Origin of the sequence: Roseateles sp. NT4, from assembly GCF_051857475.1 — a bacterium.
GTDB lineage: Bacteria > Pseudomonadota > Gammaproteobacteria > Burkholderiales > Burkholderiaceae_C > Pelomonas.
This window is the reverse complement of sequence record NZ_JBPZGZ010000006.1, coordinates 315,180-325,597: the sequence shown is the minus strand read 5'-3', so window position 1 is coordinate 325,597 and position 10,418 is coordinate 315,180. Positions and strand designations below refer to the sequence as shown.

The following is a 10,418-nucleotide window of genomic DNA, read 5'->3' as shown; positions in this document are numbered from 1 at the left end:
CAGGACAGTGAAACGAGCCAGCGCCGATGATAGTGCGGATTCCCGTGTGAAAGTAGGTCATCGTCAGGCTATTATTCAAGCCAACCCCCATCAGCTGACGCTGGTGGGGGTTTTGCTTTTGGGCGTGCGGGATTTGCCACAAGATGCGTCCTCATGTCGCCACGAGTGAAATGACGGCGCTTAGATATTGAAAAGCTCTAGTTGAGGCGGTTCCTGTAGCGGCCATTCGGCGACTGGCTGATATCCGTAGCTATCTCCGCTACCAACGCTTTTGACAAGCTGAATCCTTTTGATCACCCACGGGATCGGTGGAGCAATTGGCAGCGTCTTCAATTTGGTTGGCGCCCTGTAGCTGATGGTCGCGTGAGGTGTGTGCCCCGAACGATCATCAAAGCCTTCGGTGGCAAGCGCCATGCGGATCGCTGCCAGCAGTTCAGCGAATCCTTTTGGTTTGCCTCGAGCCATAAAAGCCCAGTGTGCACCTCTGCTGGCGATCCGGTTCAGCACAAGCTGCACAGGATGTGCGGCTATGCGAGGGCCCACGCGCAGCAGCCTCGCTTCCAAGTCCGGTGTTTCATGCGGCCAGTACCGATCGGAGAGGGATTGATGCCAGTTGCGTTGCATGAACAACGCGTTGCCAAGCAAGGTATCGAGGCGTGATCGCTTCACCACCGCCAGCATGGCCGCAGCGGTGGGCTCGTCGGGCATGTCCATGAAGAGATAGCGTGTTTCAGTCATTCAAGTGGCACGCGTTGGGTGCCCCACAGCGGAAATTGCCTGCAATCACGCAAGGGCACCACTTCCCCAGCAAGACACGATCTGTTCTTGCAAGAGACGATCATGACTTGGCGGGACCCAGCGCTTCGCGAGCGAAGCGGACCAATGCGCGTGCTGTCTCTGAGCCAGCAGGTAGCGGCAGCGTCAGCGCCTGCACGTTCTCCATACCAACCATCAGGCGCCAACCGGGAAGGGCGTTGACGAGACCAACGCCCGCCTGTAGCGATGCTTCAGCTATTGAACCCTGGTCGCGCACGGCAGTTAGCAGCGCAGCCTGCGGCCGCACACAAAAATCAGGCGCAAGGACGATGCCATTGCCGTGACGAGCGAGTGCGATCAGGCCGTCGAGATCACTGCCCCAGGCTGTCGCCTGCAATGACACCTCTTCGCGCCGGCCATCGTCGTGCTGCCATTGGCTCACGTAGGCCTCATCGCTCTGACCCAGCAGCAGCATGGGTACGGCGGCCAGGTCCTGCGGGCTCTGCAGGCGGTGGCTGCCATTGCCGTAAGCAAGCACCTCGAAGCTGAGTACAGGCTGGGCGACCCAGGCCTCTGGTGGTTTGCTGGTGATGCGAAAGGCGATATCCAGACCTTCACGCAGCAGATCCACACGACGATCGGTGAAGAAGAGCTCGTAGCGCACCGCCGGATGCAAGCCCTGAAACCGGGCAAGCAGCGGAGCCAGCACGTGGCGGCCGAAGCTGGGCGTCGCGCTGATGCGGATGGTGCCGTCGAGCTGATCGCGGGTGTGGCGCAGCGCCAGGCGGGCGCTTTCCGCCGCGTCCCGGACGGCGCGCGCCCGTGCATGCAGGCGCCGGCCGGCCTCGGTCAGGCCAAGGCTGCGGGTGCTGCGCGCGAACAGCGCCAGTCCAACGGCGCTCTCTATGGCGGCAATGCGCCGGCTGATGGCTGCGCGTGTCAGCCCCAGGTCCCGGGCAGCCTGGGCAAAGCTCCCGGCCTGCGCGATGCGGGCGAAGAGCTCCAGCGCGTTGGCATCCAGGGCCTCTTCAGCGGCGGTCTGACGGCGGCGACCGATGCCAGGTGGATTTGTCGACATTTGGTTGACGAATTGAGGCTTGTCGGCGATCTAGCGACGGAAAAGTTGCCAATCTAGACTGACTCCAACGTCGCCACAAGCGTTTGATCCCGAGGTCACCGATGTCCAGTCTGCCCCTTTCCCCCGTCAGTACCATGCCCCCGAGCATCCCCGTGGCGACGTCGCTCGACCTGGACGACGATGCCTTCGCCCGTAATCTTCAGACTCGCGTACAGCCTACTGCTCTGCGTTGCAGCGACGGCCGCCTGTTGGCGGCCCAATGGTTCGAGCCACCGGCAGCACTCGGCGTTCGCGCGATTGCCGTCATCGGGTCGGCCACGGCCGTGCCTGCCAGCTACTACCGTCACTTCGCCGAATGGCTGGCGCGCCGCGGTTATGCCGTGCTGAGCTTCGACTACCGCGGTATCGCAGCCTCGCACGAAGCGCTGCTGCCCGGTGAAGACGTGAGGTTGCGCGATTGGGCCCGGCTGGACATGGGCGCGGCCCTGCACGCGGCCGACAAGCGCCGCCGCGCCGAGGAGGCAGAACAGCAGCGCGACCTCGGTCTGCTCTGGGTGGGGCACTCCTTGGGCGGCAATTCGGTCGGCCTCGTACCCGGCTTTGAAGAAAAGGTGGACGCCTTGCTGGGCGTCGCGGCCCAGGTGGCCTATCTCGGGCACTGGTCGGGCTTTGCACGCCTGCAGGCCTGGCTGTTCTTTCATCTGATGCTGCCTGTCTCCGTGCGGCTGTTCGGCCACGCGCCGGGCCGCATGCTCGGGCCGCGCGCTCAGGACCTGCCGGCCAGTGCTGCGCTGGAATGGGCGGCATGGGGGCGCACCCCCGGCTTCCTGTTTGGCGACGACAGCCTGACACGCGAGCGCAGCTATCACCGCTTCACCGGCACGGCCCACCTGTGGAGCATCACGGACGACCATCTCTTCGGGCCCGCTGCAGCCGTCGACGCACTGGCCGCCCAGTTCAGCGCGGCGAGCGTGCAGCGCCACGTCGTGTCTCCAGCCGATCTGGGCGTGAAGAAGATAGAGCACTTCGGTCCCTTCCGCCGCGACCTGGGTGCGAAGCTCTGGCCGCGCTTGCTGGCGCCCGTCGAGGCCGCGACACCCCGGCTTTCGGCCCGCTTGCACTCGGCGTAAGCACCGCTGCGGTGCATGGCAGTCGCAGCTAATGTCGCGGCATGATCGATGACCGCTTCCTCGCCGACAACACCGCGCTGCAGCGCCCGCCGGTGCAGTTCTATTTCGACTTCTCCTCACCGTATTCCTATATCGCCTCCGAGTGGGTCGAGGCCGTGGCGGCCCGCCATGGTCGGCGCGTGCAATGGCATGCCATCCTGCTGGGCGTGACCTTCCAGGCCGCGGAACTGAAGTCGCCCGTCTCCCATCCCATCAAGCGGGACTACACACTGCGCGATTTCGAGCGTTCGGCGCGTTTCGCCGGCCTGCCCTATCGCCAGCCGGAAATCTTCCCGATCGCCACGCAGAACGCCGCGCGAGTGTTCTGGTGGCTGCACGACCACGACCCGGCCCGCGCCGTCGCCTGGGCTCATGCCGGGCTGCGCGCCTACTTCACGCGCGGTGTCGTCCTGAACGACGGCGAGGCTCTCAAGGCCTTGCTGGCTGAATCCGGCATCGATGCCGCTGCGGCCGAAGCCGCCTGGAGCGACCTGACCTGGAAGGCGCGCCTCAAGGCGGAAAACGAGGCGGCGGTCGCCGCTGGCGTGTTCGGTGCGCCTCATTTCATCGTGGATGGCGAACCCTTCTGGGGCAACGATCGCCAGGCTCAGATCGAGCGCTGGCTGGCCAACGGGCCGTTCAAAGGTCTCGGCTGAGGATGTTCACGCGGGCGTCATGACCGGCGGGCACATTGCCCGCCATGCCGACGACGCAAGACATCTCTGCCGCCGCCGACACGCCGACGCTGTCGGTGCGCACGGTCTGGATCTCGGATCTGCACCTGGGCACGCCCGGCTGCCAGGCCAAGGCCCTGCTCGACTTCCTTCGCGACGTGGAGTGCGAGACGCTCTACCTTGTCGGTGACATCATCGATGGCTGGCAGCTGCGTCGCTCCTGGTATTGGCCGCAGTCCCACAACGACGTCGTGCAGAAGTTGCTTCGCAAGGCGCGCAAAGGCACACGCGTCGTCTTCATTCCCGGCAACCACGACGAGTTCGCGCGCAAATACCTCTCGAACAACTTCGGCGGTGTCGAAGTCCTGGAAGAGGACATGCACGTCACCGCTGACGGCAAGAAGCTGTGGATCACCCATGGCGACCTCTATGACGGCGTCATCCAGTGCGCGCGCTGGCTGGCCATTGCGGGTGACCTCGCCTACGAGTTCACGCTCAAGGTCAACCGCTGGTTCAACCACATCCGCGCCAAATGCGGCCTGCCGTACTGGAGCCTGTCGCGCTATCTGAAACACAAGGTCAAGCGCGCGGTCAGCTATATCAACGAGTTCGAGAACGCTGTGGCCCGCGAGGCCAAGAAGCGCGGTGCGCACGGCGTCGTCTGCGGCCATATCCACCATGCCGAAATCCGCGAGATCGACGGCATCCTCTACTGCAACGATGGCGACTGGGTGGAGAGCCTGACGGCGCTGGTCGAGCACTTTGATGGGCGCCTGGAGATCGTGGATCGTGGCGACCAGGCGGCCTTGCCCGGCATGTCGACGGTGCCCAAGTCGACGGCCATCCCGATCAGTTTGCCGGTGCCAGCGGCCGCCAAAGCCACCGCTCCCGAAGTCCTCAGCTGACGAGCTTCAACAGCGCCTGACCGGCGCGGATCTGCACGCCAGTGGCAATGCCCTCCGCCAGCTCGAAGCCTGGCGGCACGAAGACGATGATGGTCGAGCCATGCTCGAACCAGCCCATCTCCTGCCCCTTGGCGTGTGTCGCTGAGCAGGGCATCTCGTTGGCACCCTTGCGGCCCAGGTGCAGGAGCACATCAAGGAAATGCAGGCGGATGCTGGCCACCAGGATGGCCGCCACGGGCACCAGGGCGATGGCGTGGCCGCTGGCCAGGGTCATGCGCACGACGGCGCGCTCGTTGCGGCAGAACAGCCGCTCCACGCGCTTCAGCGCCACCGCATTGACGTTCCAGGTGTCGCCGCTGAGATAGGTCACGTGCTCCACCGTGCCGTCGGCCGGCGCATGGAAGCGGTGGTACATCGCCGAGGTCAGCCGCAGCGTGACGAAGCGGCCGCCCTCGAAGGCGCTGGCATCCTGCGTCGGGCCGAACAACTCCTCGGTCGAATACGGGAAGCCCTTGGCCTGGTAGACCTGCCCACGCTCGACCACGCCGGTCGCGCCGACGATGGCATCGCTGGGGCTGGCGAAGATCTCGGGGCGTCCGTCGAACAAGCGCGAGCCAGGCTTCAGCTCTCGCGTGAAGCAGTCCTTCAGCGAGCGGAAGCTCTGCTGCCTGGCCTCGCTCAGGTCCAGCGGAATGAAGCACCGCCACACGGCGATCGTCAACCGCGTCAGCAGCGGGCTCTCGATGCGCGAGAAGCGGCCCATCAACTTCGTCAGCGCGATGCGCGGCACACGGTTGGTCAGCAGGAAGTTCAGGTCCTCCTGGGCAACCAGGCGCTTGAACCAGCCCGGCCGGGGCTGGGCGTGCTCATCCATCCCGCCACCCAACACGGGGGATGCGTCTTGGTTCTTCATCAGAATTTCTGTCCCAGCATCTCGCGGAACACACTGCGGCGGATGGCCTTGGCGGTCAGCTCGGGCGCCGTCCACCACCAGCCGTCGGTGCGCATCTCGTTGCATGCGGCGATGAAGCGATCCATCACCTCGGCGAATTCGCCGTCGCCGTAGTTGAGGCTGAAGATCAGCCGCCCCGTGCCCACCCAGCTCAGGGCCAGGCCGTGCTTGCGCAGATAGAACTGCAGCATCCAGTGGTATCGGCCGGGCTGGTCGTACATCACCGTCCAGATCGTCGACAGATTGGCCATGCGCACCGGCGTGCCGGCGGCCTGCAGCCTGGCGTTGAACTGGGCACAACGCGCGTTCCAGCGATCGTCCAGGCCGTCGTAGAGCGCCTTCACCTCCGGCCGCTCGATGCGCTTCAGGAAGGACGCCATCGCCGCAACCACATACGGATGGGCATTGAAGGTGCCGCGCGCAAAGCAGATGTCGGCAGGCCTGTCCTCTCGGTAGCGCGTCATCAGTGCGCGACTGCCACAGACGACGCCAACCGGCAGGCCGCCGCCCAGCGTCTTGCCGTAGGTGACGAGATCGGCCTTGACGCCAAAGTACTGCTGGGCGCCGCCGGGTGCCAGGCGGAAGCCGACGAAAACCTCGTCGAAGATCAGCACGATGCCGCGCGCCGTGCAGACCTCGCGCAGCTTCTTCAGCCACGCCGTGTAGGCCTCGCGGTCGTAGCTGGCGCGGCGGCTGCCGTCGATCAGGGCGGAGTCGCCCGGCGCATTCGCATTGGGATGCAGGGCCTGCAGCGGATTGATCAGCACGCAGGCGATGTCGCGGCGCGTGGCCAGCACCTTCAGCGAGCGCTCGGCCATGTCCTGCAGCGTGAAGGTCTCGCGCGGCGGCAGCGGATTGCCGGGGCCGGGCTGCACGTCTTCCCACCAGCCGTGATAGGCGCCGGCAAAGCGCACCAGACGCTTCTTCTTCGTGTGATAGCGCGCCAGCCGCACGGCCTGCATGACGGCCTCGGTGCCCGACATGTGAAAGCTCACCTCGTCCTGCCCGGAGATGGTTTTGAGGCGCGACAGCACTTCCAGCACACAGGGGTGGTAGGCGCCCAGCACCGGGCCCAGCTCGCGCGCCGTGGCCAAGGCCTCGTCGATGCATTCCTTGTAGGCGTCATAGCCCAGCACATTGACACCGTAGGAGCCGGTCAGGTCGTAGAACCGGTTGCCATCCAGATCCTCGACCTGCACGCCTTCGCTGTGCTGCAGAAAGGCGCCGACCTTCACATGCTCGCGCAGCACCGGGCTGAACTGGAAGGGCACGCGGTAGCGGCCGGTGAAGCGCAGGTCCGATATCGCGTCGCGCGCCTCTTCGGTGGCCGCCAACGTCCTGGCGAAACGGCTGTCGAACTCCGCACCCAGGCGTTGCAATGCGGCCCTGCGTTGCGCAGCGATATCCGCTGGCGCGCCGTCGGCGGCAAAGAACTGCGCCTCGTCGTAGGCATAGCCCGGCACCCAGCGCGCCAGCCGCTTGGCCATGCGCGAGTGGCCGGCGAGGGAGCGGTGCTTGGCGCGCGACAGCTCGATGCGGCGCTTGGCCGCCGGCAGCAGCGCCAGCACGCCGAGGGCGAGCGCCGACAGGGTGAGAGTTTCGTCCATGGGCTCAGTGCGCCTGCCGGCCGACGTGGTCCATGGGGTCGATCAACTGGCCGCGCAGCAGGTAGAACGGCGACTTCCAGTACAGCAGCACGTCGTGGAAGGGGTCGGTGATGATCTTGAAGCCCCAGGCCAGGCCCTGCATCAGGTTCTGCGTGACCCACAGCTGCACGACGCGGAACACCAGACCCGTCACGCCCAGGCAGAACCAGGCCATGCCGACGTCCTCGAGAAAGCCGCGCAGGTCCACGGCCGGCTGGATCAGGCCGCCCAGGGAAGGCGACAGCCACAGCACCAGCGGCAGGGCCACCCACACCGCCATCAGCACGATCTTGCGGCGGATGTTGTAGCCGATCTTGATCTCTTCCTTGTACTCATCGGTGGCCTGGTTCACGTGGTCGTAGCCGCGCGGCTCGAAGAAGAAGTGACCCGCCTGGCGCGTCGTCATCGACACGCACCAGGCCAGCAGCGCCGCCCAGGCCGGGTTCACGAAGACCAGGCCATAGGACACCAGGAAGCTCAGCGCGCTGATCAGATGCAGGGTCTGGTTGATGCGGCTGTGGTGGTAGTAGCGGTGGTCGTCCCAGCGCTGTGTCTTCAGGGTTTGGAAGAACTCGTTCACGTCCCGTCCTCGTCGTTTGGGTGGAAATCGGAGCGGATGGTGGTGGGCTTGCGTGAAATCGGCGTGACGGTCCGGTTGTCATCGTGCTGTTGCAATCGCTGCTGACCATGCACGCATGAATACCGCAAACGACGCCGACGACATCCTGGTCGACGACCTGCCCGCGCCGCGCCATTCGCGCCGTCTCGCGGTCGTCACCGAAACCTATCCCCCCGAGGTCAATGGCGTCGCGATGTCGATGGCCCGCGTCGTGGACGGCCTCAACCGCCGCAATCACGATGTGCAGCTGATCCGGCCGCGCCAGTCCGCCAAGATGTCGGCCCAGGCGCCGACGGGCAGGCCGGAGGTCGATGAGGTGCTGACCAAAGGCCTGCCGGTGCCGCTGTATCCCAACCTGCGCATGGGCGTGCCCAGCAAGCGCGCGTTGGTGAAGCTGTGGTCGCTGCGCCGGCCCGACGTCGTGCACATCGCCACCGAAGGGCCGCTGGGCTGGTCGGCCCTGCAGGCGGCCCAGCACCTGGCCCTGCCCGTCACATCGGACTACCGCACCAACTTCCACGCCTACGGCAAGCACTACCGCCTGGGGCTGCTGTCCAAGCCCATCATGGGCTATCTGCGCAAATTCCATAACCGCTGCGACGCGACCATGGTGCCGACCGAAGCCATGCGCGTGCTGCTGGCCGAACGTGGCTTCGAGCGCTTGAATGTGGTGGGCCGCGGCGTGGATGCGCAACGTTTCGACCCCGCGCGTCGCAGTGCCGCGATGCGCGAGAGCTGGGGCGCCGGGCCGGATGACCTGGTGATGGGCTATGTCGGTCGCCTGGCGCCCGAGAAGAACCTCGGCGTGGTGCTCGCCGCCTACGAGGCGGTGAAAGCCGTGCAGCCGCGTGTGCGCCTCGTCTTCGTCGGCGATGGCCCGATGCGCGCCGAGCTCGCGGCCCGCGCGCCCGACGCGGTGTTCGCCGGCTCACGCAGCGGCGACGACCTGGCGGCGCACTACGCCGGCCTGGACATGTTCCTGTTTGCCAGCCTGACCGAGACCTTCGGCAATGTCACGACCGAAGCCATGGCCAGCGGCTGTGCCGTCGTGGCTTTCGAAAGCGCGGCCGCGGGTGAGTTGATCCGAAGCGGCGTGAACGGCTGGCTGGCGGGGCCAGGCAAGGAAGAGACCTTCGTGACGATGACGCGTCTGGCCGCCATGGATTCGAACGCGCGCCGCGTGGTGGCGGAGGCCGCAAGGACCACGGCGCGCCGCCTGGACTGGGCCGACATCACGGCGCGCTTCGAAGCCGTGCTGGAAGGCGCGATCGCACGAGCCGAGCCGGCCTTCCGGTTGACGGGGCTGCAGGCCGCAGCCTGATGCTGCGGCGCTAGGCACGCCGGCGCGAGTCCATCCAGATCAAGGCTGCGATGGTGACCGCCACGAAAACGCCGAGTCCGCTCAACGTCACTCCGATCGGCACGCCGGCCGCTTCACAGCCGGCGTAAGCCGCCAGCATGCCCAGCACGCTGAGGTTCTCGTTGAAGCCCTGCACGGCGATCGACCGCCCCGCGCTCAGCAGCGTGGCGCCGCGATGCTGCAGCAATGCGTTCAGTGGGACGACCATCGCGCCGCCCACGGCGCCGACCAAGGCCAGCACCACAGCGGCCGTTGCGACTTCGCTGACCTGAGCCACGATGGGCATCAGCAAGCCGAGCACGACCCCGGCCCACAGGCCGTGCCGCGCCTGGTGCAGCGCGAGCCAGCGCCCGGCCGCCGCGGCGCCGGCGATGACGCCCACCGCCACGGCTGCTTGCAGATAGGCGGCCTGGCTCAGCGGCAGTGCCAACGCCGCGCCGGCCCATCTGAGCACGGCGAACTGCAGCGTCGCGCCGACGCTCCAGAACAGCGTCGTCGCGGCCAGCGACAGTCCGCCCTCGCGATCACGCCACAGCTTTTGGTTGGCGGCACGGAATTCGCGCAGCAGCGTGGCCGGATCGTGAGCGGCGCTGCGCTGGCGTTGTCCGCTGTCGGCAATGCCGGCATTCAACAGGCTGGATACCGCATAGATGACGAGCAGCGCAGCGAGAGAGCCCGTCAGCTTGCCGGCCGGCAGGTTCAGCCCATCGCAGGAGTCGGCCAGACCCGATCCCAGCCACAGCGGACTGACGAGGGCGCCGCCCAGCACCGCGCCCAGCAGGGCCGCGGAGACGACGCTGATCTCGATCCAGCCGTTGGCCTTCACCAGCGCCGCGGGCTCGGCCATCTCGGTGATGAGGCCGTACTTGGCCGGCGCGTAGGCGGCGGCGCCCAGGCCGACGACGGCCAGTGCAGCGACCGGATGCAGGCCGCAGGCGAGCAGGGTCAGCCCCAGCATCTTGACGACGTTCATCGCTGCCATCACACGCCCTTTGGCGAAGGCGTCGGCCAAGGGGCCGACCCATGGGGCCAGCAGCACATAGGCCAGCATGAAGCCGAACTTCAGCAAGGGCGCCCACCAGGGGGCAAAGCCCTGCTGGGCCAGCAGGGCGATGGCGACGATGAGCAGGGCGTTGTCCGCGAGTGCGGAGGCGAATTGCGCGCCGATGACGAGACCGAAACCGCGGGGCAGCGTCGGGCGTGTCGCGCGGAGTGGCGCGGCGTCGGAAGAAGTGAGATGCACGGGCGCAGCACTGTGG

At 66.5% G+C, this 10,418-nt stretch carries 10 protein-coding genes; 4 read left to right on the top strand and 6 right to left on the bottom strand.

The genetic code is table 11. From position 1 onward, the window contains the following. Positions 1–180: 180 nt before the first annotated feature. Positions 181–714, bottom strand: coding sequence for a 2'-5' RNA ligase family protein (locus ACS5PN_RS28665; protein ID WP_439467427.1), 534 nt, complete (start codon positions 712–714; stop codon positions 181–183). A gap of 124 nt (positions 715–838) precedes the next feature. Next, positions 839–1,834, bottom strand: a complete 996-nt coding sequence (locus ACS5PN_RS28660) for a LysR family transcriptional regulator (protein ID WP_439467426.1) — start codon at positions 1,832–1,834, stop codon at positions 839–841. Between the two features lie 152 nt (positions 1,835–1,986). Between ACS5PN_RS28660 and ACS5PN_RS28655 the strand changes: the two genes are divergently transcribed. Genes ACS5PN_RS28655 through ACS5PN_RS28645 form a run of 3 tightly spaced genes read left to right on the top strand, consistent with a single transcriptional unit; the run spans position 1,987 to position 4,582 of the window. Further along, positions 1,987–2,964 (top strand): alpha/beta hydrolase family protein, encoded by a 978-nt coding sequence (locus ACS5PN_RS28655; RefSeq protein ID WP_439467425.1) that lies wholly within the window; start codon positions 1,987–1,989, stop codon positions 2,962–2,964. Positions 2,965–3,005: 41 nt separating this feature from the next. Continuing rightward, positions 3,006–3,659, top strand: coding sequence for a 2-hydroxychromene-2-carboxylate isomerase (locus tag ACS5PN_RS28650; RefSeq protein WP_439467424.1), 654 nt, complete (start codon positions 3,006–3,008; stop codon positions 3,657–3,659). A 44-nt stretch (positions 3,660–3,703) separates the two neighbouring features. Continuing rightward, entirely contained in the window at positions 3,704–4,582 is an 879-nt protein-coding gene (locus tag ACS5PN_RS28645) for a UDP-2,3-diacylglucosamine diphosphatase (RefSeq protein WP_439467423.1), read from the top strand. Here the strand turns inward: ACS5PN_RS28645 and asd are convergent. Genes asd through ACS5PN_RS28630 form a run of 3 tightly spaced genes read right to left on the bottom strand, consistent with a single transcriptional unit; the run spans position 4,575 to position 7,760 of the window. Beyond that, complete coding sequence (asd, locus tag ACS5PN_RS28640) at positions 4,575–5,495, bottom strand: archaetidylserine decarboxylase (protein WP_439467422.1); 921 nt, start codon at positions 5,493–5,495, stop codon at positions 4,575–4,577. The two genes, ACS5PN_RS28645 and asd, sit on opposite strands and share 8 nt — an antisense overlap. After that, on the bottom strand, positions 5,495–7,141 hold the full coding sequence (locus tag ACS5PN_RS28635; protein WP_439467421.1) for an aminotransferase class III-fold pyridoxal phosphate-dependent enzyme: 1,647 nt from the start codon (positions 7,139–7,141) through the stop codon (positions 5,495–5,497). Before ACS5PN_RS28635 ends, asd begins: the two co-directional genes overlap by 1 nt. A 4-nt stretch (positions 7,142–7,145) precedes the next feature. After that, entirely contained in the window at positions 7,146–7,760 is a 615-nt protein-coding gene (locus ACS5PN_RS28630; protein ID WP_439467420.1) for a hypothetical protein, read from the bottom strand. A gap of 115 nt (positions 7,761–7,875) precedes the next feature. Between ACS5PN_RS28630 and ACS5PN_RS28625 the strand changes: the two genes are divergently transcribed. Beyond that, positions 7,876–9,120, top strand: coding sequence for a glycosyltransferase family 4 protein (locus tag ACS5PN_RS28625; RefSeq protein WP_439467419.1), 1,245 nt, complete (start codon positions 7,876–7,878; stop codon positions 9,118–9,120). Positions 9,121–9,130: 10 nt separating this feature from the next. On the opposite strand, the gene lplT is transcribed toward ACS5PN_RS28625, so the two are convergent. Next, the gene (gene lplT / locus ACS5PN_RS28620) at positions 9,131–10,402 is read right to left on the bottom strand and encodes a lysophospholipid transporter LplT (RefSeq protein WP_439467418.1); all 1,272 of its coding nucleotides are present in this window, start codon (positions 10,400–10,402) and stop codon (positions 9,131–9,133) included. Positions 10,403–10,418: the final 16 nt, after the last annotated feature.

What these genes read in the sequence shown, in the direction of transcription:
- ACS5PN_RS28665 (WP_439467427.1), bottom strand. Translation starts at nt 714, where the DNA reads ATGGACATGCCCGACGAGCCCACCGCTGCGGCCATGCTGGCGGTGGTG.
- ACS5PN_RS28660 (WP_439467426.1), bottom strand. Translation starts at nt 1,834, where the DNA reads ATGTCGACAAATCCACCTGGCATCGGTCGCCGCCGTCAGACCGCCGCT.
- ACS5PN_RS28650 (WP_439467424.1), top strand. Translation starts at nt 3,006, where the DNA reads ATGATCGATGACCGCTTCCTCGCCGACAACACCGCGCTGCAGCGCCCG.
- ACS5PN_RS28645 (WP_439467423.1), top strand. Translation starts at nt 3,704, where the DNA reads ATGCCGACGACGCAAGACATCTCTGCCGCCGCCGACACGCCGACGCTG.
- asd (WP_439467422.1), bottom strand. Translation starts at nt 5,495, where the DNA reads ATGAAGAACCAAGACGCATCCCCCGTGTTGGGTGGCGGGATGGATGAG.
- ACS5PN_RS28635 (WP_439467421.1), bottom strand. Translation starts at nt 7,141, where the DNA reads ATGGACGAAACTCTCACCCTGTCGGCGCTCGCCCTCGGCGTGCTGGCG.
- ACS5PN_RS28625 (WP_439467419.1), top strand. Translation starts at nt 7,876, where the DNA reads ATGAATACCGCAAACGACGCCGACGACATCCTGGTCGACGACCTGCCC.